Source organism: Sphingomicrobium marinum (genome assembly GCF_026157105.1).
Taxonomy (GTDB): domain Bacteria; phylum Pseudomonadota; class Alphaproteobacteria; order Sphingomonadales; family Sphingomonadaceae; genus Sphingomicrobium; species Sphingomicrobium marinum.
The window spans coordinates 908,966-934,180 of the sequence record NZ_JANPVQ010000001.1; the positions used below are offsets into that span (position 1 = coordinate 908,966).

Genomic DNA, 25,215 nt, shown 5'->3' on the forward strand with positions numbered 1-25,215 from the left:
GCGAATCTGAAACGCCGCGCTAGGCGAGATGCGATTTTTGGAAGGGATTTTATGCGTACGTCACTGGCTCTCTTGGCACTCACCCTCGGCTTGGGCGCGGCACCTGCCGCTGCGCAGGATCAGGCACAGCCCCTGATGACGCACATCGTTCCCGAAGAGGTCGCCAATAACCCCGCGAACAAGCTGACGCTCAACCTTTCCAACGGCGGCACGGTGGTCATCCAGCTGCGCCCCGATGCGGCGCCGCAGCACGTCTATCGCGTGCAGCAGCTGGCCAGCGCCGGCTTCTACGACGGCCTGATCTTCCACCGCGTGGTTCCGGGTTTCATGGCGCAGACAGGCGATCCGCAAGGGACGGGCATGGGCGGTTCGGAGCTTCCCGACCTTCCGGCCGAATTCAATCGCCTGCCGCATCTTCGCGGTGCTTTCGCGATGGCGCGCGAAGGCGCACCGCAGGGCGCGACGCCCGAACAGCAGCAGGCTGCGCAAAATAGCGCCAATAGCCAATTCTACATCATGTTCTCGCCGCGCTTCGCACTCGACCGCGAATATACCGTGCTCGGCCGCGTCGTCTCGGGCATGCAGGCGGTCGACAATATCGCGCCGGGCGAACCGCCGGCGCAGCCGACCCGCATCGTCAGTGCAACGATCGGCGGTCCGCTTCCGGCGCCGCCGACGCCAGCGCCGGTGTCGCAGGAAGACGTGGACGAGGTACGCGCCCCGACACCCGAATGAGGGTTTCCGATTTTAATTTCGAGTTACCGCAGGAACGGATCGCACTAAGGCCGTGCCGTCCGCGTGATGCCGCGCGCATGCTGCTGGTCGACGGCAGCGACATTTCCGATCGCAAGGTCATGGACCTGCCCGACTTGCTCGGGCCCGATGACGTCTTGGTCTTCAACGACACTAAGGTCATCCCGGCCCAACTGACCGGCAAGCGCGGTGATGCCACGATCGGCGCGACGCTGCACAAGCGCGAAGGCCTGCGCGGCTGGTGGGCCTTCGTGAAGAACGCCAAGCGCGTTCGCGACGGCGACATTATCGACTTCGGCAATGATGTCACGGCCATCGCCGAGCGGCGCGATGAAAGCGGCGCCATCCTGCTGGAATTTCAGGGCGACGAGCCGGTCGAACTCTTGCTCGAGCGCGCCGGCACCATGCCACTGCCGCCCTACATCGCTACCAAGCGTGGCATCGATGATGCCGACCGCGACGATTACCAGACCATGTTCGCGCGCGAAGAAGGCGCCGTCGCGGCACCAACGGCATCGCTCCATTTCACCGACCGCCTCGTCGCCGCGCTGGATGCGGCGGGGGTGAAGCGCGAGACGCTGACGCTGCATGTCGGGGCCGGCACTTTCCTGCCGGTGAAGGTCGACGATACCGACGATCACAAGATGCACGCCGAGTGGGGGCAGATCGATGCCGATACCGCGGCGCGGCTCAATGCCGCGCGTGCTAAAGGTGGGCGCCTGATCGCGGTCGGCACCACGCCGCTCCGCCTGCTGGAAAGCGCAGCGGACAAGGATGGCATGATCCAGCCCTTTGCCGGTGACACCGATATCTTCATCACACCCGGCTATCGCTTCCGCGCCGTGGACGGCCTGATGACCAACTTCCACTTGCCGAGGTCAACGCTGTTCATGCTGGTCTCAGCGCTAATGGGGTTGGAGACGATGCAGCGCGCTTATGCGCACGCCATCGCGCACGAATATCGCTTCTACAGCTACGGCGATTCCTCGCTATTACTGCCTACTCGATCGGTCTGAATTCGGCGCCGTAGCCCCAGTCGGAGGGCTGCTCATCGACAGATTCGATGGCACCATTTTCACCAAAGCTCAGCAAGGTCGAGAAGCCGAACCCTTTCGAATAATCCATCACGGTCATCAGCTCGGGCTCGGCCTTCATGACGGCAGCGCGGTCCTTGCCGGGCTCCCGCAGCCGTTCGAGCGGCGGCCTGCGGTCCATCAGCAGCTTGAGTGCCTTGCTGCGTTCGGCCTCGTCCTCGACTTCGCTTGCGCAGGCTGCAATCGACAATCCCTTGATGCTACGCGGGGACAGGACGTCGTGTCCGATGGCGATCCCGATCCGGGCATCGCGCTGGATATTTTCATATTTGCTGCCCGACTTGGAGATGACGAAATAAAGCGTCATCCCATCGTTGGCGTAAGCAACCATCGTGCATTGCGGCCAGCCATTGTCCATCATGGTGGCAACCGACATGACGCGATTGTCACGCAGCAAATAGGTAGCAAGTTCGATACTCATGCTAGGTCTCCTCTCTGGGGCGAGCCTTGAATACCATGATTGCCGCCCTCGCGCTTTGATCGAGATCATGCCCCGTTGCATCGGCAATGCGATGCCGATAGGTCGGCGCGCGAAGGGATATTGCCATGATGTTTCGATGTGTGGCGCTCGCCGCGACGCTTTCCTGCATGCCTGCGGCGGCGCAAGCCGAACTTCCGGTTGCGGTGGAAGAGTTGATCGATGCCGCGGTCGCCACCGGCGATGCCAAGAAGGTCGATACCGTAATTGCGTTGGCGCGTTCCACCTATCCCGACGATCGCCCGACTATCGACGCACTAGCCGCACGTGCCAAGGAGCAAATGGCCGGAAAGGCCGCCGCGGTCGCAGCCGAGAAAGAAGCCGAAATCCGCACCGCCGGCATCCTTGAAAACTGGTCGGGGCGCGGCGAACTGGGGGCCTTCCAGTCATCGGGCAACAGCGACGATCTGGGCGTTACCGCAGGTCTCAAGGTCAAGCGCGAGGGCATCGATTGGCGCCACAAGCTGGGAGCGCTCGTCGACTATCGGGAGAGCGACGGCGTGGCGACGCGCGAGCAATTCCTGTTCGCCTATGAGCCCAACTACAAGATCACCGAACGGTTGTACGCCTACGGCCTTGGCCAATATGAGCGCGATCGCTTCCAGGGCATCTCGACCCGCCTCGTCGCTTCGGGTGGCCTTGGCTATGACGTGATCGACACGGATCGCGTCTTCCTGTCGCTAAAGGGCGGCCCGGCATTCCGCTACACCGATTTCACCGACGGCACGAGCACCGAGCGGCTAGCGGGTCTCGCTGCGCTCGACTTCGACTGGACCATCAGTGAGCGGCTAGCCCTCACCGAAGACGCCGAGGCACTGGTCGAGGACGGCTCGACCAGCCTGCGCGCCGCCACCGGCCTTGAAGCCGATCTCGGCGGCAACTTGATCGCCCGCGTGTCCTATGTCGTCGAACACGAAACCGACCCGCCTGCGGGTGCCGAGAAAACCGACACGCTGACGCGCGTGACCGTGGTGTATGATTTCTAGGCAATGACCCGCTTTTCCTTTTCGATCGCGGCCACGGACGGCAAGGCGCGGACCGGCACATTGTCGATGCAGCGCGGCGATATCCGTACGCCCGCGTTCATGCCGGTGGGGACCGCGGCGACGGTCAAGGCGATGAAGCCCGAGGCGGTGCGGGCGACCGGCGCGGACATCATCCTTGGCAATACCTATCACCTGATGCTGCGTCCCGGCGCGGAGCGGGTGGCCAAGCTGGGCGGACTGCACCGCTTCATGAACTGGGATCGACCGATCCTCACCGATAGCGGCGGCTACCAGGTGATGAGCCTGTCGGATTTGTCCAAAGTCACCGATGACGGCGTTACGTTTAAAAGCCATCTCGACGGATCGCGTCATCATCTGACGCCCGAACGCTCGATCGAGGTGCAGCGCCTGCTCGACAGCGACATCGTCATGCAATTCGACGAGCTGGTTCGGCCCGACGTGAGCGCGGACAAGCAGCGCGAGGCGATGGACCGATCGATTGCGTGGGCCAGGCGCAGCCGCGACGAGTTCGACCGCGGGGGTGAACATGCGCAGCGCGCCGCCATCTTCGGCATCCAGCAAGGCGTACTCGACGAAAAACTGCGCAAGGAAAGCGCCGACGCGCTGATCGACATCGGGTTCGACGGCTATGCCGTGGGCGGCCTCGCGGTGGGCGAGGGGCATGAAGCGATGCTGGGCTGCCTCGATTTTGCGCCTGGCCAACTGCCCGCCGACAGGCCGCGCTACCTGATGGGCGTGGGCAAACCCGACGATCTGGTCGAAGCGGTAGCGCGCGGGATCGATATGTTCGATTGCGTGCTGCCGACGCGTTCGGGTCGCACGGGGCAGGCGTTTACACGCACGGGCCCGATCAACATTCGCAATGCGCGCTTTGCCGAAGACCAGTCGCCGCTCGATCCCGAATGTGCGTGCCCGACATGCGGCACCTACACACGCGCCTATGTGCATCACCTGGTACGATCAGGCGAAATCCTCGGTGCCATGCTGATGACCGAGCATAACCTGTCGTTCTACCAGGCGCTGATGGCCGACATGCGTAGCGCGATCGCCGATAGCCGATTCGCGGCCTTCCGCAAGCATTTCCTCGATAAGTATCGCGCTGGTTAGCGCGCCGATTTCTACTTCCCGACGCCGCGCGACAGGAAAGCGGGGACCGGACCGCACCAGTCATCATCGGCCACATCGGGATGCAGACGCGCGGGAATGCCGGGCGTTGCCTTCACCGGATCGGGAAGGTCTTCCTCATTGCCATTCCCGCTAGCGACATGCTCGATCGGCGCGTCATTCTTCTTGCGCGCGCGCCGCGCTGGCTTCTTGTCGGCCTTGGGCTCAGACTTTTTCTTAGGCTCGGCTTTCTTTTTGGGCGCGGGCTTCTTCTTGGCCGGCTTGTCGTCGGCTTCGTCCGCTTTTTCAGCCTTTGGCGCATCGCCCTTGCCGAGCTTCTGCTTGGTGAGTTTTTCGATCGCGTCGATGGCATCACCGTCGGCGCGGGTAGCCAGCGTGTAGGCGACCCCGGTCGCGCCAGCACGGCCCGTGCGGCCGATGCGATGGACATAATCGTCCGGATGCCACGGCACATCGTAATTGATGACCGTGGACACGCCCTTGATGTCGAGCCCGCGGGCGGCGACGTCGCTGGCGACCAGGATATTGATCTCGCCCGCCTTGAAGCGATCGAGCTCGGCGATCCGGTCCTTCTGGTCCATATCGCCCTGGATCTGGCCGACCTTGAAGCGGCTGCGCTTCAGGCTGGTGGCGAGTTCGCGCACGGTGACCTTCTTGTTGCAAAAGACGATCGCCGTGGTGACATCGTCCTGCTTCAGAATGTCCTTCAGCGCATCGCGCTTGCCGCGCGGGGACACGCTGACGAGGCGCTGCTCGATATTCTTGTTGGCCGTGGCCGGGCGCGCGACTTCGACGGTGCGCGGGTCGTTCTGGAACTGCTCGGACAGCTTGCGGATCGGCGGCGGCATGGTCGCCGAAAACAGCATGGTTTGCCGGTTCTTGGGCAGTTTCTGGCAGATGCTTTCGATGTCGGGGATGAAACCCATGTCGAGCATGCGGTCGGCTTCGTCGATGACGAGCAGGTCGCAGCCGGTCAGCAGGATCTTGCCGCGCTCGAACAGGTCGAGCAGGCGGCCCGGCGTCGCAATAAGGACGTCGACGCCCTTTTCGAGCGCCTTGACCTGGTCGCCCATTTGGACGCCGCCGATCAACAGCACCATCGAGAGTTTTTCGTGATATTTCCCGTATTTCTCGAAATTCTCGGATACTTGCTGCGCCAGCTCTCGCGTCGGAGCGAGGATCAGCGAGCGCGGCATTCGTGCACGGCTGCGGCCCTGCGCGAGGATATCGATCATCGGCAGCACGAAGCTGGCCGTCTTGCCGGTACCGGTTTGTGCGATGCCGATCAGGTCCTTGCCCATCAGGATGGGCGGGATAGCGCCCTTCTGGATCGGGGTCGGTTCGGAATAGCCCGCGTCATCGACGGCGCGAAGCAATTCATCAGATAGGCCGAGGACGGCAAAACTCATTCAAAATTCCGGAAAAAATGGGTGGGAGCATCGCTCCCGAACAACGTGCGGGGGCCTGCCTGCGAAGGGCGCGAAAGTCAAGTTTTGCGCTGGCCGGAACTATTGTGCGGCGCGCGCTTCGAGAAGGTGGAATTTCTCGATCTTGCAACTGCCCCCCATGCGTGTCCGGATCACGTCGCGGTTGGCGCAGAGCCGGTCGTCGGTGGGTTGGAGATAAAAACCGCCGTAGAAATCGAGGCTGGGGCAATCGCTCGACATTTCGACGCGCATGCGGCGGCGATCCGCCAGCAGGAAGTCGACCGATCGCTGGCCAGAGATCGCGGCGCCCGCGATCTGGCGGGACGACAGGCAGCGCGGTCCATCGCGTAGATTGTAATAGACCGGTGTGCTGCCGGCTGTGGAGCGTGGGCGCACCGGAACACGCACGACCAGCTGCCCGCGTACGATGACGCGGCGCACTTTGGGCGCGGGGGGTTCTGGCGGCGTTTCCGCCTGTTGCACACCGAGTGTCGACAGCAACAGGGCCGAAAGCCCGGTCATGAACATGGACTGTGCTCCATAATTGGCCGCGCTTTTGGCACGAACGTCTTGAACCGTAAATGAATTTCCCTTGCATGGCGGCGCTGCAATTCGTAGAGGCAGCGCTGATTAAATCATGTCGGGCCGGGGTTTTGAAAGAGCACCCCCATTTCCGGCTTCATCCTTGGGAGATTATTCTTATGGCGAGCCAGGCGCCGAGCCCGCAATTGCCCCTTCTTTATCAGGGTCTTGAACCGATCAATTCGCAAAAGCACGCAGGTTGGAACGTGCGTACGCTCGAAAGCGTGCCCCAGGCGGCCAGTGCGCATGCCATCCCCGCGACGGTGGATGAATTCGCCATGCTGCAGCGCTTCTACCCGATTATTTTCTCGGCTGGTGATGATCCCATTCCGCTTGCGCTGATGGGCCTCAACGAAGGCGTGAACACCTTCCTCGACGAAAACGGCAAGCCGGTCGAAAAGAATTTCTATATGCCGGCGTACCTGCGTCGCTACCCCTTCATGCTCGCCAAGCTGCGCGCCGACACTGAAGAATTGTCGCTGTGCGTCGACCCGACCTCGGGTGGCATTGGCGAATTTAAAGAAGGCGAAGCGCTGTTCGCTGATGGCCAGCCGACCGACGCCACCAAGAACATCCTGCAGTTCTGCGAGCAGTTCGAAACCGCCGGCCAGCGCACCAAGTCGTTCATGGACGAACTTAAGGACGCCGACCTGCTGATGGACGGCGAAGTCGCGATCCAGCCGCAGGGCCTCGAAAAGCCGTTCGTCTATCGCGGTTTCCAGATGGTCAACGAAGAGAAGCTTCGCGACCTGCCGGGCGACAAGCTGCGCAAGCTCAACCAGAATGGCATCTTGCCGCTGATTTTCGCGCACCTGTTCAGCCTTGCACAGATCCGCGAAATCTTCGGCCGCCAGGTGAAGATGGGCAAGGGTCCGGTCGACGCCAAGCAGATGGAAGGCGCCGACGCCTAAGCGTCAGCCGATCTGAAAAAAGGGCCCGCCCGGCAAAACGCCGCGGCGGGCCTTTTTCTATTCGGCGGCGCGAAGACCGTGTCGGTCCCATTCGGCCAGCAGGGCGTCGACTATCGCGCTGTAGAGCATCTGGGTGCGCCGCCAGCCGGGGCCTGCGTCGCGCAGGTACCGGTCGAGATAAAGGCTCCGGTCCACTTCGATCTGCAGGGCGTGGATATTGCGATCCGGATCGCCGTGGCGTCGGACGATTTCACCGCCGGCGAACGGATGATTGAACGCAGATTGGTAATGGCATGCGCGCACCGCGTACGCGGCAGCGGCAGACACCCAGCCGGCACAGCTCGTGCCATGCCGATCGCCGATGACGACCGGCGGCAGGCCGCGACGGCGCGGCGGCATGCTGTGGCAGTCCAGCAGGATGGCGCCGCCGTGGCGCGCGGCAACCTGGTCTATCAGTCGTTCCACCGCGTCATGATAGGGCAGCCATGCGGCAGCGATCCGGCTTTGCGCGATCACGCGCGGCAGCGGTTCGCGCCACAGCGGGCTCCCGCCCGGGCCGCGTGACGGAATGAGCCCCAGCCCCTTCGCTTCGCGACTGCGCGGGGGCGGCGGCGCGGCACCTTTTACCGCATTGGGTTCGAGCGCATCGGTGGCGCGGTTGGGGTCGATGGCGCCGCGCGGCGCGCGCGCGATGACGGCGCCAATACCGCGCTCCACCAATGGTGCCACGAGCAGATCAACCAACGGATCGGCAAGCCCGAGAATGGGCTTCGAACCACCGATCGCGGCCCTGGCAACGCTTTCCGGAAGGTCCCTTCCCGAATGCGGCACCGACAGGATGACCGGCAATCCGGCACCCGTCGGATAGACGGACGGGGAGGGGAGCGGCGTCTCTGACATCCACTCCAGCGTAGGCGTACCGTTTTGCGACAGCAAATGGTTAAGCGCTTTTCGACACTTTCATTATTGGCGCGGCAACGGCATAACATCGGCATGTACAAGATCCTTCTTGCTGAAGACGACAAGTCGATGCGCGAATATCTGGCGCGGGCGCTGGAACGCGTTGGTTATGAGGTCGAATCCGTCGACTGTGGCACCAAGGCGCTACCGCTCTTGGAAAATGGCAAGTATGATCTGCTGCTTACCGATATCGTGATGCCTGAAATGGACGGGATCGAACTGGCGCAGAAAGCCAGCGCGATCGACGCCGAAATCCGCGTCATGTTCATCACCGGCTTTGCCGCCGTCGCGCTGCAGGGCGGCAAGACCGCGCCGGAAGCCAAATTGCTTTCGAAGCCCTTCCATCTGAAGGACCTGGTCGCCGAAGTGGATCGCATGTTCCAGTCGGAAGACCAGCATGGGCGCCTTTAGGCGCGATTAGGTCTTGGCAAGGCGGGGATAACCCCCTAAATGCCCTCCACCACACGGCCTCTCGATGATGGCCGGACCCGGAAATGTGGGCGTGTAGCTCAGTGGTAGAGCACTATGTTGACATCGTAGGGGTCGCAAGTTCAATCCTTGCCACGCCCACCATTTCCTCCCCCTAAATCAGTGACTTAATCGACGCTTTCGAGCCACGCGGCCGCGCGGCTCGCCTGGTCGAAGCAGGGCGCGTCGCCTTTGCGAAGGACGACGCTGCCGGCCACCTGCTGGCCGCTATCAGGTCGCCTGGCCGGGACGCGCGCGTCTCCGTGGTCGATCCTGTTCACCACTCGGCAAATATCGGCAGCGGTCTCCGGGCTGTAGATATAGTCGGCATGACCCGAGAGCCCCCGGCTGACCTCGCTTGTATCCACGACCGTCACGTTGGCCGCGATCGGATCGGGATAGAGCGGCGGGGTGGGCCCGTTGCCCAGCAGTCCGGGATAGGTCGAGCCAAGATCACCGCCGCGCGGATAGCCGTTGGTCAGCCAGGCAGTCTGTAAGATCTTGTCGCGCGTCGACGCGTAGACCGTCACCGGCGGCACGCCCTCGATCGCGGCGAGGCGCTTGAGCTTTCCGATCATGTCGGATCGATCGATATCGGGCGAGGCGAGGATAATCTGGTTGATCCTCCGCAGCCATTCGGGATGACGTTCACCCAGCGCGATGGCGGCATCGAGCGCAAGGCGCGCGCCCATCGAGTGGCCGAACAGGATCACGCCTTCGTGCCGCGCGGCAAGGTTGCGCAGCAGCGCATCGGCATAAGGCTGCGTCCAGTCGCGATTGGTCACTGACCAATAATAGGTCTCAGGCCCAGCAAGCGTGGGCCAGAATAGCGTCACCACCGCGCCCTTATGATCGATCGACCGCGCGATGGCGCGCGCATCCTGCGTCGAAACGCGCGCATTATTGTTGAAGCCGTGAATATATAGCAGCGCCGGATTGCCGCCGCCGCGCGCGGCCAGTTCTTCCTCCCATCGCTGATAGGGAAGAAAGACAGGCGCGCCGCCATCGTCGTGTGCGCCGACCGGGCGCACGCCAAAACGCACTGCATCGGCACGAAGATCGGTCAGACGGGCCGGTTTGCCGGGCGCACAGTCGGGCTGGCGCATCGTCATGAAAAGGACGGCCTCGTTGTCGCTCACCTCTTCGACGACAGGGCAGGGTGCCGTGATGGCCGACGGTGTCTCGATTGTCGGCAGCCCGCAGGCGCCAAGGGCAAAGACGGCCAACAGTGATGTGACGATGCGCATGACAAAGCACGCTAGAGGCTCGCACCAGCGGCGCAAGCCGCCAATTGGGCAGCCTAGTCGGCCAAGAGCGAAACCGTCTCGATCAGCTTTTCCTTGTCGATCGGTTTGGTGAGCCGGGGGCGCGGTTCGAATTCTTCGGGCATCGTCCAGTCGGCATAGCCGGAGAGGATGGTGAACGGGATCTCGCGCTTGTCGAGAACCGACATGACCTCGAAGCTCTTTTCTCCGCGAATGTTGAGATCGATGACGGCCGCATCGATCAGTTCGTCCTTCGCCAGGTCTAGAGCCTGCTTGATATCGAAGGCCGGCCCGACGACAAAAAATCCGGCGTCGGTCAGCATATCTTCGGTTCTCAGCGAAATAACCGGGCTATCTTCAACCAATAAAATCCGTCGGCGTCGTTGCCGCTCGTCACGTTCGGGCACGCGATGCTCCCCTGTTCGACATGTCGACTATTAAAGGTTCGCACGAGAGATTGGTTCCCACCCCGAATCAATCAGCACAATTCACGCATTTCGCGACCGATGGGTCATGCGCGAGGCGCTTGGGCGCAATCGCTTCTCCGCAGGCGATGCACCAACCATATTCACCCTCTTCGATCCGCGTGAGCGCAGCATCGATGCGGGCCTTTTCCGACTGGCGCCGCCGCTCCAGGGCCTGTGCCATGGCCTGCACCTGCATCGCATCCATGCGCGAAAGGCGCCCGACGCTTTCTTGGTCGAGCGTCACCGGCTTACGGCCGTCGTCATCGAGACGCGCTTCCTCCTCGAGCGCTCGGCGGCGTTCGAGGAGTTTGGTGCGCGCCTCTTCAGGCGTCATTCGGGCTTGCGGAACTTCAGCGTCATGCGGTCGCTTTCGCCGATCGCGCGCTTGCTTTCATCGCCGGTGCGAAGGGTGGGCGGCAGCGTCCACACGCCGGCTTCATGATCGGCCGTGTCGCGCGGATTGGCATTGATCTCGCTGGTATCGACCAGTTCAAATCCGGCCGCTTCAGCCAAGGAGATGACGGTCGACTGCTTCATGTAGCCCGACGACTTCATGTCGGCATCGGGCCGATCTTCCGGTAGGCGGTGATCGACGACGCCAAGCGTCCCGCCCGGGCGCAGCATGCGGTACATCGTGCCGAACATGACATCGGCATAAGGCTCGTCGCCCATCGCCCAGTTATGGACGTTCCGGAATGTCAGCACGACATCGGCGCTGCCTTCGGGGATGGTACCGAGATCGCTGGGAGAGCTGGCAAGCGAAAACAGGACGTTCGTATAGACCGATGGTTCGGCTTCCGCCTTGGCCCGCATGCGCGCCAGCCCGCGTTCGGAGGCGTAGAGGGCCAGGCTGCCATCGGCCTGCGTATAGGGAGCGAGAATTTCGCTGTACCAGCCACCGCCCGGCCAGATTTCGACAACCATGTCGTCAGGCTGGACGCCAAAGAAAGCGAGCGTTTCAGCTGGGTTGCGATACTGGTCGCGTTCGACATTTTCGGCGCTGCGGCTGGGCGCGGCGACGGCAGCTGCCAACCGGTCTTCGCTGTTTTCGGCGGCTGCGCTGTTGCTGGTCATTTCCTCGGTCGGCGCGCAGGCAGCGGTAAGGACGGCCAGAACAAAGGCCGAAGCCATCATACTACGCATAAAAGATTCTCCCCATGACGTGACCGGCACGACATGGGGAGAATTTCCCTGTGATCAAGCGCAAACGCGCCAACTTTTAGAGGCAGGCCTCGAGGAAAGGCTGGTCGAAACCGAACTGCTTGGCCTTGTCGAGCGTGTACGGACGCAGGCCCATCGATGCATATTCGCCGATGATCTTACCCTCTGCGGTCTCGTCATGATATTCGAACTTGAAGAGCTCCTGAGTGACGATGACGTCGCCCTCCATCCCGATCACCTCGGTAATGTTGGTGGTGCGGCGCGAACCGTCGCGCAGACGCTTGACCTGCACGATGAGATCGACCGAGTCAGCGATCTGGCGCGAAATCGCGTCCTTCGGGATCTTGATGTCACCCATCATGACCATGTTTTCCATACGGGCGAGACACTCGCGCGGGCTGTTGCTGTGCAGCGTTGCCATCGACCCGTCGTGGCCCGTGTTCATGGCGGCCAGAAGGTCGAAACATTCCTGGCCACGAATTTCGCCCAGAATGATGCGGTCAGGACGCATACGCAGGGCGTTGATGACAAGGTCGCGAATGGTGATCGCGCCCTGGCCTTCAAGGTTTGCAGGACGGGTTTCCAGCGGCAGCCAGTGCGGCTGCTGCAGGCGAAGTTCGGCCGCGTCTTCGATGGTGATGACGCGCTCGCCCGGGTCGATCATTTTCGACAGGGCGTTGAGCATGGTCGTCTTACCCGAACCCGTACCGCCTGAAATGACGATGTTCATGCGGCAGGCGCCGGCAATCTTGAGCACGGTCGCCATCTGTTCCGACATCGAACCGAAGCCGCGCATCATGTCGATGGTGATCGGCTTGTCCGAGAACTTACGAATGGAGATCGCGGTGCCCTTCAGGGAGAGCGGCGGGATGATCACGTTGACACGCGAACCGTCCTGCAAGCGGGCATCGGCCAGCGGCGTGGTCTGGTCGACGCGGCGGCCGACCTTGTTCACGATACGCTGCGCGATCTGGAAGAGATGTTCTTCGTCGCGGAACTGGATCTTGGCAAGCTCGAGCTTGCCCTTGCGTTCGACGAAGGTCTGGTCGGGACCGTTGACCATGATGTCCGACACCGCCGGATCGGCGAGGAGCTCTTCGAGCGGGCCGAGACCCAGGAGTTCGTCGACCAGCACCTTTTCCAGCGCGAACTGTTCGCGGCGGTTCAAGGTGATCTTCAGCTCGGCAAGCACTTCGGAAATTATCGGGCGGAATTCTTCGGCCAGCTCGTCCTTGCCGAGCGTCGCGGCCGCTTCCGGATCGACACGTTCGAGCAGGCGCGGCAGCACCTGTTCCTTGATCTTGTGAACGCTCGCTTCGAAGCCGTCGCCGTCATCTGCGGCAACGTGGTCGTCGTTCATGCGCGCGTTGAGCTTGTCCATCGCAGCCAGGCTGGCGGTCGCATTGGCGCCGTCCACGGGCACCGCGCTGTCCTTGGCAAGGTCATCGACAGGCGGAAACTGGTCGCCACCGGATTCCTGTTCGTCCTTCTTCTCGGCATTCGACAGGCCCGAGCCCTTCATGGGCTTGGCCGTCCCGAAGCTCGGACGTCCGCCAGCAGCATTACCACGTTTGCCAAAAGCGCTCATTCGACTCATTCCCATCCGCGTGTGTTGCGATTGAAAATGGTGAATAGATCGAAAACCCTTCGAAAAATTTAATGCGCGTTATGCTTTTGCGGGTTTCCCGATTTTACCGGTTTCAAGGGCGGCACCGAGGCTGAGAACGCACCCGATCATGAACAGGAAGATCGGCATCGTGTCGTAAAACGGCTCGTCGATCATGCCCAGCGCGAGAACCGAGATGACGATCAGAAACCCCGGTAATGCGGGAGTTTTCGCCTCGCGGGCCTTGTGAAAGATGTAAAGTGCCAGGGCCGCCAGCAGCACGATAGCGATACCGCCGCCAATCCAGCCCCAATTGAACAGGAATTGGAGCATCGTGTTGTGCGGAAAGGCCTGCGGACGCGGGGCATCGACGATCGCGATAAATTGCGCCACGCCGTGACCGAATAAAGGACCGTCGATGATTTTCTCGATGGTGAGCCGCCACAACTCGAGACGGCCTGAACTGATATCGCCGGCGCCGGGCATCTCGGAGATCCCGAGCAGCCGAAGTAGGCCGAAATAGGGATTGGGCACGGGCAGCAGCAGGGCCATGCCGCCAGCGACCACGCTACTGCCAACGCCAAGGCCGACAAGCTTGAGCCGGTCGCTCTTTGCGGTCACAAACAAGCCCACGACCATTGCCGCGAGCCATCCCAGCGCAGGGCCGCGCGATCCCGACCAGAAGATGATCGTCAGCGCGGTGACAAGAGTGAGCACGGCAAGCCAGCGCTCCCATCCGCGCGCAATGACGGCGACGCCCAGGCCGAGCGCGGCGAACACCATCGCGTAACTGGCAATGCTGCGGATATTCTGGCTCGCCAGGCCGAAATAGGTCCAGTTGAAGCCCTCCTGTCCGATGGCACCGATCGCGAAGATGCCGACCAGTCCCAGAAAGGCCGCGCCACCCCAAAGGAGTCCTAGGCGCAGCGAAAACGCGGACAGCGCGTCGTCATATTTGACCAGTCCGTAGAGCGACAATCCAGCTAGGACATGCAGGTAGAGCGCGCTCGTCTTGAGCAACGAAAACGCCCGCATCGGCTCGGCCTGCGACGCCGCAATCGCCATAATGACAAAGAGCAGCAACAAGCCGCCCTGCACCCATGACGGCATGGCGCGCAAAACCCTGCCGAGCGCTCCGCTGATCAAACCAGCGATGATAACGACGAGCTCGGCAACCAGGACCGGATAAGCAAACTCGCGCAACAGATCGAGCGACCGCGGCTGGGCGTGATCGAACGTCAGCAGCGCGGTGAGCGCAGGAGCAGCGGCGAGCAGGAAGACGAGCGCGCTTTCGCGTCTGTCGATTGCTTGAGAACCCCCACCCATGCCGCTTTCCATAGCAATCGTGTGGATTTGAAACAGCCCGGAAAAACGGGCGTGACATCGGTACTGTGACCGATAAGGTGGGCGCATGGAACGCTGGCTCGCGCCTTCGCTCGCTATCACCGCGATCACTTGGGCCGCTGCGTTCGCGCTGATGCCCCTGGCGGGCTTTCGCGGCGCGCCGCCCTTTTTTTACGTGCTGCCAAATTGGATGCTCCTTGCCGGTGCGCTCGCTCTTGCCTTCGGCTTTGTCCAGATCGTCCGTATGATGCTGGCGGGTGAAGAGGCGCCGATCGCGCGCATCAAGGCGCTGGACTGGAAGCGCGCATGCTTCGTCGCCGCGGGCGTTTTGCTCGGCGGCTTGCACATGGTCGCCTTCATGTCGATCAAGCCGCAGCTCAATCATGTCGTGCCCTTCTGGGCGGATCCGTTGCTGGCCGATCTCGACGCGATCATCTTTTTTGGCGACCCATGGCGTTATCTGGAATGGCTCAACCATTCGATCACTGCTGACTTCTATCATCGCGGCTGGTTTGCCGGCATCGTTGCGGTTCTCCTGTGGCAATTGTCACGCCCCGCGAGTGCGGACAAATCGGCGAAGCTGCTGACCTATTTCGCTGTTTGGTCGGCGGGTCCGCTCATTCATTGCCTGCTGCCCGCGGGCGGCCCGATCTTCTATGACGAGTTAGGCTATGGCGACCGCTTCGCCGCCTTGGTTCCGCCGCAAGAGATTGAAAATATAGCCGACTATCTGTGGAGAACCTATGAGGCGCGACAGTTCGCGCCCGGCGCCGGCATTAGCGCGGTCCCCTCGCTCCATATCGCAACAGTGGCGTGGATGACGATCTGCTGCTGGAAAACCCGCTGGTTCTGGCCGGCACTAATCTTCTCGCTCGTAACCTTCGCGCTCAGCGTATCGCTCGGCTGGCACTACGCGGTGGACGGGATCATTGGCGCTGTAGTGGCATGGGCTATTTGGCGGATAGCGCAGGTTTGTCTTCATGCGCTGAAAGTTGAAGTTTAGTCTCGGCCGATCTCCTTAGCACCAGCCAAAAAAGGGCTACCACCAATATCGAGACGATGCCGTCCACTGCGTAATGCCAACCAGTTGTTATGGAAAAAATGAACATCATAGAAGCCCACAAGCTAACTGGGAAGAAAAATGGTGTTCTCCAAAACACTAAAACCGCCCATGCCACTGTATAAATATGCATCGATGGCATGGCACTAATCCCACCTCCGACTATGGCCTGATTTTGAACGTAACCTTCCCAAAGATAATCTGCGTAGAGCGGGGTCTTGCCCACCGATGGCATGTCCGCAAAACGATCGCCGTATCCAAGTCGCTCGAAGAAAATCGGCCCACCCGCTGGCAGTAGCAGGTGAAGGGCTGGGCTTACGATTGCCCATCCAACAAAAAACAGACTTAAAAGATATTCTCGGTGCAATGTTGCGTAGCCGAGCGTGAAAATGACTCCCGCAATCCAAGCCGGATGATAGAAGTGTGTCCACCCTGTCCCAAATGCCGGGATTAGGGTCCAAAGGTCCGCGCCAAAAATGAACGCGTCTACGTCAGCTAAAATTGGGTCGGCCCAAAAAGGGATGCGGTTGAGATGATGTTTGACGGTAGCGTAACTTGAAATGGCAAGGCCCGACAAAGCGTACACAATGCCTAGCTTTTTGAGGTTTTTCATCACCTCACGTGGCGAAGAAAACGGCAATCTTATTAAAGCATATATGCCCGCTACAGCAGCAGTGACACCCACCCACAGCGATACTTGAAGCCAGTTTGGTTGCCCGCCTAAAACGAACGCGGCACTGACCAAGAATATCGTCCAGATAACGCTCCATTTCATGCTAAAATACTTCTTCTTCTTCTGCTGCCGTTAAGAAACTCGAGCACAAGATTCGACCCGGTAAAGAAGAAGCTAGCAAGGGGGGCGACCCACCCGAGGCCGAAAAGTAAAGGAATACCAGTCACAGCCCGGACCATCGAAGCCTTCGCGACAAGATACGCCGCCACCGGACATAAAATGGCCAATTCATAATTCATGGCGTAGGGCGACCACCAGATGCCGCCGCCAATCATTGCGACCAATCGAATTCGAGGATCTTGCGTTGTATGGAAAATCATCCACGCCGCGACAGCCGTGAACAAGCAAGTGGTGATCGTTACCGCCCACTGGACCGGACCAGAAATGCCTAAATGCCAAAGGAAGCCAGTTGGGGTTACCGCTCTATGGAGAATATCCATTCCTTGAACCGTCTCGACGAAACGGGGCATCGATTCTAGCCAATCGAACCAAAGTCCGATCCCGAGAACGAATGATAACAGCCCGACTATAGTCCCAGATACTAGTGATCCGATCAAAGCCTTAATGTGACCGCCTGCGATCATGCAAAGTGGGGCTAGCACTAATAGTTGCGGTTTTAACGCAGCAGCTATCCCCAGCAAAATTCCACCAGATAAATGCGGCAACCTCGTAAGTCCGCTCAGAATCAAAGCGCCGACAATGAAGGTCACTTGTCCACTCCAAAGCGTGAACAACACAGGGTCAGCGCAAAGCAAAATCGGCCATGCTTTTTCCACATATGGTTTGGCCGCCCAAAAAAATGCAGACATGCTAAACGCCATGAAGGCGAAGTACGATGCTAAGAAAGGGAGCAATCCGAAGGGCAGAAACAGAAGCAAAGTTGATGGTGGGTAAGCCCAGGGCCTTGGACCGACTCCTTCCATCCAATCCTGCGCCTCAAGCATCGCGAAATCGTCATAAATTAGCGATGGATCTGTGTATGCAAATTGCGCTGCAGCGTAAAATACCCCGTAGTCGGGCACCCATCCGCCTCCGGTCAAATAGAGAGCCCACCGAACTGCGGTAACTATGCAGAGTGCAGTAATCAGCCGCTGGTACGTTTTGCGATTCAGACTATTTTCCATTGCGTTACTCGCCTTTGGCCCAAACGCTGTAACCTGCCCCGCGATCGAGTTCATCATATCTGGACCAGATTGCTTCGAAACGTTTGTCTTGCGCTAAGAAATCGAGGTAGTTGAAGTCCTGCCCACCGAAATAGTCTTTTGACTTTCGTTCATCGATAAACACGATTTGAGGTTCGAATTGGACAAAGTCTTCGATCATGATCGTGCGGGCCTTTGCAAGAAGAGCATCGTAGCGCGAGCATTCCAGACGATCATAAGAACAATTCGACGCAGCTTTGGCAGCAATAGCACCAGGCACAATCCATTGTGCTGGTAGCCGACTAGACCAGGTACCTTCGACCTCGTTCACGAAAGGGAAGCTGGCGGAAAGGTTCGACGAGATCACCAGTATCGACATCCCTCTTCGCTCAACAAAAGGTTCAAAGCTCGCAAGCGTGGTAGATCGATAAGGGCCACGAATGATTTGCTGGCCCAACGTTCCAAGCACGGCGACCATGACGGCAACCGCCAAAACTAGGCGCTCACGCAATGCTTTCGCGTTGCAGGCCGACAGCATTGCAACAGAAATGAAGAGGTATGCTGCGCTGGGTAATATCTGGTAATTCCACCCCTTGAATTGGAGGAAGTAGCTCAGCACGAAGCCCGCGGCAGCGGCGATAAACAGCCAATTCGTCTGATCTGTTTGGCGCCGCTTGCCTACTATGAAAAGCAACAGGACTGGTACTGCAAGAAATGCAGGTTGTGCTAGCCGTTTCCAGATTGGGAAGCCGTAGCTGTGATAAACGGCTGTTGCCAGCGGCACGATCTCATCGACATACTCGCGGTGCATCACGAATACGAACGCCAGGTAGGCGATCGTCATCGCAGCAATGACGATATTGGTTACGCTGATCAGTGGCCGAAGCGAGCGATCCTGCCACGTTCGCGCCAGCGTTACGGTCAGCGCTGCAGCATAAAAATAGGGCTTTAATGCGAAGCCAAGGGTAGCAAACACGCCGATAGCGATCCGCTCTACGAGGCTGCTAGGCGCGGTTTGGCAAAGCGCGCTCCGGTAGAAGTATGGTAGAGTGACGATAATCAGCAGGTGCTCACGCTGCCCGAACTCACTAATCGGTAAAAGCAGTGTTACGATCGGCGCTGCAGCGAAAAGAACCGTTTTCCGTAGTGGCTCGACTGCGCTGCGTCTGACGATCGAAATCGCCCACAGGTTCGAGATTGTGGCAAGAATGCAGACATATGCAACATACCCGACCTTGTCCGGTAGCCCGGCGAAGTCTGCAATGAAAAGTCCGGGGACCGTCAGATAGAAGGCAAGCGGAGGGTTTAGCTCAATGATATCTACATAGAGCGTAGCCCCTTCCATAAAGCGGCGCGTCGCAATCAGATACCAACTGTTGTCGTGGCTCAGATGGAATTGGCTATAAAACAAGGCCGCTGTCAGCCCCTCGAAGACTAGAAGCAGTCTCATCCAGTTCCCGGATCGGGACCGGTCAATTGACGCGATCGAATGCTCCATCAGAACTTTCTGCCCCCTGCAATTGCGAACGCGGTTAAATCAAATTCAATCAATGCCGCTTAACGCTCGCCAAATTCAATAGCGATGATTAGGATTAGAGTTAAAGGGGAGAGCATGAAGCTCATTAGTTTGGTTGTCCCAATCTATAACGAGCAGCAGACTGTTCGGGGCTTCGTCGAGCGTATTGACGAAGTATGGCCGGACATTGCTGCAGCAATGGAAGAGGGCGCTGAACTTGAAATCTTGTTCGTCAATGATGGCAGCAAGGATTTGTCCTGCGAGGTAATCCGCAATCTGAAGAGCCGACAAGGCGCAATCAGACTTGTCAGTCTCTCCAGAAACTTCGGAAAGGAAGCCGCCCTTTCAGCGGGTATGCATCATTGTAAGGGTGATATCGTTGTCCCGATCGATGTGGACCTGCAAGACCCTCCAGAGGTCATCGTAGAAATGGTGCAACGATGGAAAGAGGGCGCAAAAGTGGTCAATGGTCGCCGCGCCGACCGATCTGATGATGGCTGGTTCAAGCGATTGTCGGCGCGGGCGTTTTACTCCCTGTTCGAACGATTGGCGGATCACCCCGTGCATCGTGATGTTGGCGATTTCCGACTGATGGATCGCGACGCGGTCAACGTAATCAACCAACTCAGCGAGCAGAGTCGCTTCAACAAGGGACTGTTTTCGTGGATTGGCTTCAAGGTCGACACGGTCGAATACAAGAGGCCAGAGCGATCTGCAGGCGAGACTAAGTGGAGGCTTCGCAAGCTGTGGTCACTCGCGGTTGACGGTATTACCTCGACCACCACCTTGCCGTTACGAGTTTGGACGTATTTGGGCGCCACGATCGCATTGGGTGCTTTTCTTTATGCCGCTTTCGTCATTGGATATACGCTGCTTCAGGGCCGTGACGTGCCAGGCTTCGCGTCCATTATGGTCGCCGTCTTATTCCTCGGAGGATTGCAACTGCTCAGCTTGGGCTTGATCGGCGAATATCTAGGCCGTGTATCTGTGCAGGTGCGCGGCCGACCACTTTTTATCGTGGAATCGGTGGAGGAAATCGACGATGGAACGTGAAATATACGACGCCATGGATGCCACCGAGGCGGAGCATTGGTGGTTTGAAGGGCGTCGTGATGTTCTCCAAGCACTGATCGAAAAGCAGGTGAAGCCAGGCCCCGAAGCGCGCATTCTCGACGCTGGCTGCGGCACGGGCGGTAATCTGGCGTTCTTGCGCCAGTTCGGATCGGTCGATGCGTGCGAATATGACGATGCGGCGCGTGCAATCGCGGCGCGAAAATCCGGAATTCAAGTCGCTCCGGCGCGACTTCCCGATGATCTTTCACAGGTTGGGGAAGGGTATGACCTCATCACCCTCCTGGATGTTCTAGAGCACTTGCAGGACGATGTCGGCTCGCTCGAAGCGTTGCGCAGTAGGCTCGCGCCCGGCGGAAAACTTCTGATTACGGTACCGGCGTTGCCTTGGCTCTGGTCGGAGCATGACGAGAAACATCATCACCACCGCCGCTATACGCCGGCGACGTTGCGCAAGGTGTTGAATGCGGCTGGGATGAAGGGGCATCGCATGGGCTACATGAACAGCTTGCTATTGCCGCTTGCGATCGCGCAGCGGGGCGCCAGCAAGCTTAGCAGGAAGGCAGCGGACGCGGGTGACATGCCGCCGAAGTGGCTCAACGGGCCACTTCGCTCGATATTCAGTTTCGAAGCGAAGCTGGTAAACCGGCTTAAACTGCCGCCGGGTCTATCGCTCTACGCGGTGGCGAGCGCCTAACCCTCGACCTTCTCCGCGAGGATCGTCAGCCCTTCGGTGCTGACTTCGGCGAAGCCGCCGCTTACCGATACCGTCTCGAGCTCGCTGGTTGCGTCCTTGTGGATCGACAGGGCACCGTCCTTGAGCACGGTCATGAAGGGCGCGTGGCCTTCCATCACGCCGAAATCACCTTCGACGCCGGGCACGACGACCATGTGCGCTTCGTCGGAGCGATACAGCTTTTCGGGCGTCACCAGTTCGAACTTGAGTGCCATCAATCCATTCCCTCGATCGCCGCGTCGAAATCGCTCGCAGCTTTCTCAAACTTGTCCCGGCAGCCCGGGTTGCAGAAGCCGACAGTCTTGCCCTTGTAGCGGGAGAGGCTGTCGGCCTGCACCGGGTCGCCCGACCAAGGGCAGACCCGGTTCACGCAACCTTCGAGGCGCAAGACCTCTGCCACTTAGGCGTCCTCGGCCAGCTTCTCGGCCTTGGCGACCGCATCCTCGATGCCGCCGACCATGTAGAAGGCCGCTTCGGGGAGGTGGTCATACTTGCCTTCGACAACCGCCTTGAACGAGGCGATCGTGTCTTCGAGCTGCACGAACTGGCCCGGGATACCGGTGAAGACTTCGGCAACGTGGAAGGGCTGCGAGAGGAAGCGCTGGATCTTGCGCGCACGCGCAACGGTCAGCTTATCTTCTTCCGACAGTTCATCCATGCCGAGAATGGCGATGATGTCCTGCAGCGACTTGTACTTCTGGAGCGTTTCCTGGACCGCACGCGCGGTTTCGTAATGCTCCTGGCCGACGACGCGCGGCTCGAGGACGCGGCTGGTCGAATCCAGCGGATCGACGGCCGGGTAGATGCCGAGCTCCGAAATGGCGCGCGACAGCGTGGTCGTGGCGTCCAGGTGGGCGAACGAGGTTGCAGGGGCAGGATCGGTAAGGTCATCCGCGGGAACGTAGATGGCCTGGACCGAGGTGATCGAACCCTTGTTGGTCGAGGTGATGCGCTCCTGCAGCGCGCCCATGTCGGTCGACAGGGTCGGCTGGTAACCCACGGCCGACGGAATACGGCCGAGCAGCGCCGACACTTCCGAGCCCGCCTGGGTGAAGCGGAAGATGTTGTCGACGAAGAAGAGCACGTCCTGGCCTTCCTGATCGCGGAAATATTCGGCCTGCGTGAGGCCCGACAGCGCCACGCGGGCACGCGCGCCCGGCGGTTCGTTCATCTGGCCGAACACGAGCGACACCTTCGAACCTTCGGAGGTCGGGTTGCCGTCCTTGTCCTTGGCGATGACGCCCGCATCGAGGAACTCGTGATAAAGATCGTTACCTTCGCGGGTACGCTCGCCGACACCCGCGAAAACCGACACGCCGCCATGACCCTTGGCGATGTTGTTGATCAGTTCCTGAATGAGAACGGTCTTGCCGACGCCGGCGCCGCCGAACAGGCCGATCTTGCCGCCCTTGGCGTAGGGAGCGAGAAGGTCGATGACCTTGATGCCCGTGACGAGAATGTCGGATTCGGTCGACTGGTCGACGAACAACGGTGCATCTGCGTGGATCGGAGCGGTCTGCTTGGCGCCGATCGGGCCGCGCTCGTCAATCGGCTCGCCGATGACGTTCATGATGCGGCCGAGCACTTCGGGGCCGACGGGCATTTCGATCATCGAGCCGGTCGCGGTGACGTCCTGGCCGCGGGTCAGGCCCTCGGTGGCGTCCATCGCGATCGTGCGCACGATGTTTTCACCGAGGTGCTGGGCAACCTCAAGGACGAGGCGCTTGCCATTATTGTCGGTCTCGAGCGCGCCGAGGATCGGCGGCAGCTCGCCTTCGAATTCGACGTCGACGACGGCGCCGATGACCTGCGCAATGCGGCCTTTGCTGGTGTTCGATACGGTCTTGGCAGCGGTAGCCATGGCTAATCTTCCTTGCCTTAGTTAGAGCGCTTCGGCGCCCGAGATGATTTCAACGAGTTCGGTGGTAATCGCGGCCTGACGCTCGCGGTTATAACGGATTTCCAGACGATTGATCATGTCGCCCGCGTTGCGGGTGGCATTGTCCATCGCGGTCATCTGGCTGCCGTAGAAGCCGGCCTGGTTTTCCAGCATGGCGCGGAAAATCTGGATGGCGACATTCTTGGGCAGCAGGTCGGCGAGGATCGCTTCCTCGTCGGGTTCATATTCGACCGCGGCGCTGGCGCCCTTGCCGGTTTCGACTTCCGCCGGCTTCACCGGGATGAGCTGGTCGATCTGCGGACGCTGGACGAGCGTATTCTCGAATTCGGCATAGGCGAGGTGCGCGACGTCGAAACGGCCACTTTCATAGCGATCGATAATATCGTCGGCGACGGCCTGCGCGTGCTCATAGCCCGGGTTCTTCACTTCCATCGTGACATATTCGCCGATGATTTTGCCGGGGAAGAAGCGGTTGAGGATCGCCTTCGACTTACGTCCGACGACGTAGAAGAAGACTTCTTTACCCTCGGCTTGCAGCGTCTCGGCTTTCGCCTTGGCGGCCTTGACGATGTTCGTGTTGAACGCGCCGGCAAGACCCTTGTCCGCGGTGCACACGATGATGAGGTGCGTCTTGTCGCTGCCCGTGCCCGCGATCAGCTTGGGGCTTTGCGGACCCACGGTGATGCGCGCGGCGAGCGAGCTCACCACGTCGGCCAGCCGCGTCGCATAGGGACGACCGGCTTCGGCACGCTCGGTGGCGCGCTTCAGCTTGGCCGCTGCGACCATCTTCATGGCCTTGGTGATCTTCTGGGTCGATTTGACCGAGTTGATCCGACCTTTGAGTTCCTTGAGGCTAGCCACGTGGCGTTATCCCTTTAGGCGAACTGCTTGGCGAAAGCGTCGAGCGCGGCGACCAGCTTGGCCTTGGTGTCGTCCTCGAGCTTCTTGGTCTCGCGGATTTCCTTCAGCACGTCGGCATGCTCGCTCTTCATGAAGCTGAGCATCTGCTCCTCGTAGCGGGTGACGTCCTCGACCGCGATGTCATCGATATAGCCGCTGGTGCCGGCGAAGATCGAAGCGACCTGGTCTTCCAGCGGCATCGGGTTGAACTGCTTCTGCTTCAAAAGCTCGGTCAGGCGCGCACCGCGATTAAGCAGCTTCTGCGTCGAGGCGTCGAGGTCCGAGCCGAACTGCGCGAAGGCCGCCATTTCGCGATACTGGGCCAGTTCGAGCTTGATCGAGCCCGCGACCTTCTTCATCGCCTTGGTCTGCGCGGCCGAACCGACACGGCTGACCGACAGGCCGACCGAAATCGCCGGGCGGATGCCCTGGTAGAAGAGGTCGGTTTCAAGGAAGATCTGGCCGTCGGTGATCGAGATCACGTTGGTCGGGATGTAGGCCGACACGTCGCCTGCCTGCGTTTCAATGATCGGGAGCGCGGTGAGCGAGCCCGAACCATTGTCCTCGTTCATCTTCGCGGCGCGCTCGAGCAAGCGAGAGTGCAGGTAGAAAACGTCGCCCGGATAGGCTTCGCGGCCCGGCGGACGGCGCAGCAGGAGCGACATCTGACGGTAGGCGACGGCCTGCTTCGACAGATCGTCATAAACGATGACGGCGTGCATGCCGTTGTCGCGAAAATATTCGCCCATCGCGCAGCCGGTGTAGGGCGCGAGAAACTGCAGCGGAGCGGGCTCTGACGCGGTCGCGGCGACGACGATCGAATATTCCATCGCGCCATTTTCTTCGAGCGTCTTGACGAGCTGCGCCACGGTCGAGCGCTTCTGGCCGACGGCGACGTAGATGCAATAGAGCTTTTCGCTCTCGTCATCGCCCGCATTGACGTGCTTCTGGTTGATGAAGGTGTCAATCGCGACAGCCGACTTGCCAGTCTGGCGATCGCCGATGATCAGTTCGCGCTGGCCGCGGCCGACGGGAACGAGCGCGTCCAACGCCTTGAGGCCGGTCTGCACCGGCTCGTGCACCGACTTACGCGGGATGATGCCCGGCGCCTTGACTTCGACGCGGCTACGCTCGGTGGCTTCGATCGGGCCCTTGCCGTCGATCGGGTTGCCGAGACCGTCGACCACGCGGCCGAGCAGACCCTTGCCCACCGGCACGTCGACGATTTCGCCGGTACGCTTGACGGTCGAGCCTTCGGCGACTTCGCGGTCGGAACCGAAGATAACGACGCCGACATTGTCATGTTCGAGGTTGAGCGCCATGCCCTTAACGCCGCTTTCGAATTCGACCATTTCACCGGCCTGGACCTTGTCGAGACCGTGGACGCGGGCGATGCCGTCACCAACCGACAGCACGGTACCGATTTCGGTGACCTTGGCGTCAGCGTCGAAGTTCGCGATCTCGTCGCGGATGACGCGGGAAATTTCTGCGGCGCGGATATCCATTACA

Annotated in this window: 27 protein-coding genes and 1 tRNA gene; 10 read left to right on the forward strand and 18 right to left on the reverse strand. The window is 60.2% G+C overall.

Going from position 1 to position 25,215, the window contains the following annotated elements:
• Window positions 1–51 precede the first annotated feature (51 nt).
• Both NUX07_RS04685 and queA read left to right on the forward strand, forming a co-directional pair.
• A complete protein-coding gene (locus NUX07_RS04685; protein ID WP_265529213.1) occupies window positions 52–735 on the forward strand; it encodes a peptidylprolyl isomerase in 684 nt (227 codons plus the stop codon).
• On the forward strand, window positions 732–1,769 hold the full coding sequence (gene queA, locus NUX07_RS04690) for a tRNA preQ1(34) S-adenosylmethionine ribosyltransferase-isomerase QueA (RefSeq protein ID WP_265529215.1): 1,038 nt from the start codon (window positions 732–734) through the stop codon (window positions 1,767–1,769). Before NUX07_RS04685 ends, queA begins: the two co-directional genes overlap by 4 nt.
• Here the strand turns inward: queA and NUX07_RS04695 are convergent.
• On the reverse strand, window positions 1,753–2,268 hold the full coding sequence (locus NUX07_RS04695; RefSeq protein WP_265529217.1) for a pyridoxamine 5'-phosphate oxidase family protein: 516 nt from the start codon (window positions 2,266–2,268) through the stop codon (window positions 1,753–1,755). The two genes, queA and NUX07_RS04695, sit on opposite strands and share 17 nt — an antisense overlap.
• A gap of 125 nt (window positions 2,269–2,393) precedes the next feature.
• Here NUX07_RS04695 and NUX07_RS04700 point away from each other — a divergent pair, with 125 nt between their 5' ends.
• Both NUX07_RS04700 and tgt read left to right on the forward strand, forming a co-directional pair.
• A complete protein-coding gene (locus NUX07_RS04700) occupies window positions 2,394–3,311 on the forward strand; it encodes a DUF481 domain-containing protein (protein ID WP_265529219.1) in 918 nt (305 codons plus the stop codon).
• Between the two features lie 3 nt (window positions 3,312–3,314).
• A complete protein-coding gene (gene tgt / locus NUX07_RS04705) occupies window positions 3,315–4,439 on the forward strand; it encodes a tRNA guanosine(34) transglycosylase Tgt (RefSeq protein WP_265529221.1) in 1,125 nt (374 codons plus the stop codon).
• 11 nt (window positions 4,440–4,450) lie between these two features.
• Here the strand turns inward: tgt and NUX07_RS04710 are convergent, their stop codons facing one another.
• Entirely contained in the window at window positions 4,451–5,866 is a 1,416-nt protein-coding gene (locus tag NUX07_RS04710; RefSeq protein ID WP_265529223.1) for a DEAD/DEAH box helicase, read from the reverse strand.
• Between the two features lie 99 nt (window positions 5,867–5,965).
• Window positions 5,966–6,406, reverse strand: coding sequence for a hypothetical protein (locus NUX07_RS04715; RefSeq protein ID WP_265529224.1), 441 nt, complete (start codon window positions 6,404–6,406; stop codon window positions 5,966–5,968).
• A 179-nt stretch (window positions 6,407–6,585) separates the two neighbouring features.
• Between NUX07_RS04715 and NUX07_RS04720 the strand changes: the two genes are divergently transcribed.
• The gene (locus NUX07_RS04720; RefSeq protein ID WP_265529226.1) at window positions 6,586–7,377 is read left to right on the forward strand and encodes a SapC family protein; all 792 of its coding nucleotides are present in this window, start codon (window positions 6,586–6,588) and stop codon (window positions 7,375–7,377) included.
• A gap of 57 nt (window positions 7,378–7,434) precedes the next feature.
• Here NUX07_RS04720 and NUX07_RS04725 read toward each other — a convergent pair whose 3' ends face one another.
• Complete coding sequence (locus NUX07_RS04725; protein WP_265529228.1) at window positions 7,435–8,277, reverse strand: N-formylglutamate amidohydrolase; 843 nt, start codon at window positions 8,275–8,277, stop codon at window positions 7,435–7,437.
• A 93-nt stretch (window positions 8,278–8,370) separates the two neighbouring features.
• On the opposite strand from NUX07_RS04725, the gene cpdR reads away from it, so the two are divergent.
• Window positions 8,371–8,748 carry a cell cycle two-component system response regulator CpdR gene (gene cpdR / locus NUX07_RS04730; protein WP_265529230.1) on the forward strand — a complete coding sequence of 126 codons (378 nt, stop codon included), beginning with the start codon at window positions 8,371–8,373 and terminating at the stop codon, window positions 8,746–8,748.
• Window positions 8,749–8,835: 87 nt separating this feature from the next.
• Window positions 8,836–8,910: transfer RNA gene (locus NUX07_RS04735), tRNA-Val, on the forward strand.
• Between the two features lie 23 nt (window positions 8,911–8,933).
• Here the strand turns inward: NUX07_RS04735 and NUX07_RS04740 are convergent.
• The 6 genes from NUX07_RS04740 to NUX07_RS04765 all read right to left on the reverse strand — a co-directional run bounded on the left by NUX07_RS04740 (window position 8,934) and on the right by NUX07_RS04765 (window position 14,630).
• On the reverse strand, window positions 8,934–10,052 hold the full coding sequence (locus tag NUX07_RS04740) for an alpha/beta hydrolase (protein ID WP_265529231.1): 1,119 nt from the start codon (window positions 10,050–10,052) through the stop codon (window positions 8,934–8,936).
• Between the two features lie 53 nt (window positions 10,053–10,105).
• Window positions 10,106–10,477 (reverse strand): response regulator, encoded by a 372-nt coding sequence (locus NUX07_RS04745; protein ID WP_265529233.1) that lies wholly within the window; start codon window positions 10,475–10,477, stop codon window positions 10,106–10,108.
• A 67-nt stretch (window positions 10,478–10,544) separates the two neighbouring features.
• Window positions 10,545–10,871, reverse strand: a complete 327-nt coding sequence (locus tag NUX07_RS04750; protein WP_265529234.1) for a TraR/DksA family transcriptional regulator — start codon at window positions 10,869–10,871, stop codon at window positions 10,545–10,547.
• Window positions 10,868–11,671: a class I SAM-dependent methyltransferase gene (locus NUX07_RS04755; protein ID WP_407696160.1), complete on the reverse strand. Its 804-nt coding sequence runs from the start codon at window positions 11,669–11,671 to the stop codon at window positions 10,868–10,870. The genes NUX07_RS04750 and NUX07_RS04755 overlap by 4 nt, the downstream gene beginning before the upstream one ends.
• Before the next feature lie 85 nt (window positions 11,672–11,756).
• A complete protein-coding gene (locus tag NUX07_RS04760; protein ID WP_265529237.1) occupies window positions 11,757–13,286 on the reverse strand; it encodes a CpaF family protein in 1,530 nt (509 codons plus the stop codon).
• Between the two features lie 78 nt (window positions 13,287–13,364).
• Window positions 13,365–14,630, reverse strand: coding sequence for an O-antigen ligase family protein (locus NUX07_RS04765; protein ID WP_265529239.1), 1,266 nt, complete (start codon window positions 14,628–14,630; stop codon window positions 13,365–13,367).
• 85 nt (window positions 14,631–14,715) lie between these two features.
• Between NUX07_RS04765 and NUX07_RS04770 the strand changes: the two genes are divergently transcribed.
• Window positions 14,716–15,651, forward strand: coding sequence for a phosphatase PAP2 family protein (locus NUX07_RS04770; RefSeq protein WP_265529241.1), 936 nt, complete (start codon window positions 14,716–14,718; stop codon window positions 15,649–15,651).
• On the opposite strand, the gene NUX07_RS04775 is transcribed toward NUX07_RS04770, so the two are convergent.
• From NUX07_RS04775 to NUX07_RS04785, 3 genes are read right to left on the reverse strand one after another with little or no spacing between them, the layout of a single operon-like run.
• Window positions 15,599–16,483 (reverse strand): phosphatase PAP2 family protein, encoded by an 885-nt coding sequence (locus NUX07_RS04775; RefSeq protein ID WP_265529243.1) that lies wholly within the window; start codon window positions 16,481–16,483, stop codon window positions 15,599–15,601. The two genes, NUX07_RS04770 and NUX07_RS04775, sit on opposite strands and share 53 nt — an antisense overlap.
• On the reverse strand, window positions 16,480–17,565 hold the full coding sequence (locus tag NUX07_RS04780) for a glycosyltransferase family 87 protein (protein WP_265529245.1): 1,086 nt from the start codon (window positions 17,563–17,565) through the stop codon (window positions 16,480–16,482). Before NUX07_RS04780 ends, NUX07_RS04775 begins: the two co-directional genes overlap by 4 nt.
• 4 nt (window positions 17,566–17,569) lie before the next feature.
• Window positions 17,570–19,033: a hypothetical protein gene (locus NUX07_RS04785; protein WP_265529246.1), complete on the reverse strand. Its 1,464-nt coding sequence runs from the start codon at window positions 19,031–19,033 to the stop codon at window positions 17,570–17,572.
• Window positions 19,034–19,195: 162 nt separating this feature from the next.
• Here NUX07_RS04785 and NUX07_RS04790 point away from each other — a divergent pair, with 162 nt between their 5' ends.
• Together NUX07_RS04790 and NUX07_RS04795 are read left to right on the forward strand one after the other, a co-directional pair.
• Complete coding sequence (locus NUX07_RS04790) at window positions 19,196–20,152, forward strand: glycosyltransferase family 2 protein (protein WP_265529248.1); 957 nt, start codon at window positions 19,196–19,198, stop codon at window positions 20,150–20,152.
• Entirely contained in the window at window positions 20,142–20,867 is a 726-nt protein-coding gene (locus NUX07_RS04795; protein ID WP_265529250.1) for a class I SAM-dependent methyltransferase, read from the forward strand. Before NUX07_RS04790 ends, NUX07_RS04795 begins: the two co-directional genes overlap by 11 nt.
• Here the strand turns inward: NUX07_RS04795 and NUX07_RS04800 are convergent.
• From NUX07_RS04800 to atpA, 5 genes are read right to left on the reverse strand one after another with little or no spacing between them, the layout of a single operon-like run.
• Window positions 20,864–21,121 carry an ATP synthase F1 subunit epsilon gene (locus tag NUX07_RS04800; RefSeq protein ID WP_265529251.1) on the reverse strand — a complete coding sequence of 86 codons (258 nt, stop codon included), beginning with the start codon at window positions 21,119–21,121 and terminating at the stop codon, window positions 20,864–20,866. The genes NUX07_RS04795 and NUX07_RS04800 overlap by 4 nt on opposite strands.
• A complete protein-coding gene (locus NUX07_RS04805) occupies window positions 21,121–21,306 on the reverse strand; it encodes a glutathione S-transferase (RefSeq protein WP_265529252.1) in 186 nt (61 codons plus the stop codon). Before NUX07_RS04805 ends, NUX07_RS04800 begins: the two co-directional genes overlap by 1 nt.
• Window positions 21,307–22,767, reverse strand: coding sequence for a F0F1 ATP synthase subunit beta (atpD, locus tag NUX07_RS04810; protein ID WP_265529254.1), 1,461 nt, complete (start codon window positions 22,765–22,767; stop codon window positions 21,307–21,309).
• 21 nt (window positions 22,768–22,788) lie between these two features.
• A complete protein-coding gene (locus NUX07_RS04815; RefSeq protein WP_265529255.1) occupies window positions 22,789–23,667 on the reverse strand; it encodes a F0F1 ATP synthase subunit gamma in 879 nt (292 codons plus the stop codon).
• Between the two features lie 14 nt (window positions 23,668–23,681).
• Window positions 23,682–25,211, reverse strand: coding sequence for a F0F1 ATP synthase subunit alpha (gene atpA / locus NUX07_RS04820; RefSeq protein WP_265529256.1), 1,530 nt, complete (start codon window positions 25,209–25,211; stop codon window positions 23,682–23,684).
• Between the last annotated feature and the right edge of the window lie 4 nt (window positions 25,212–25,215).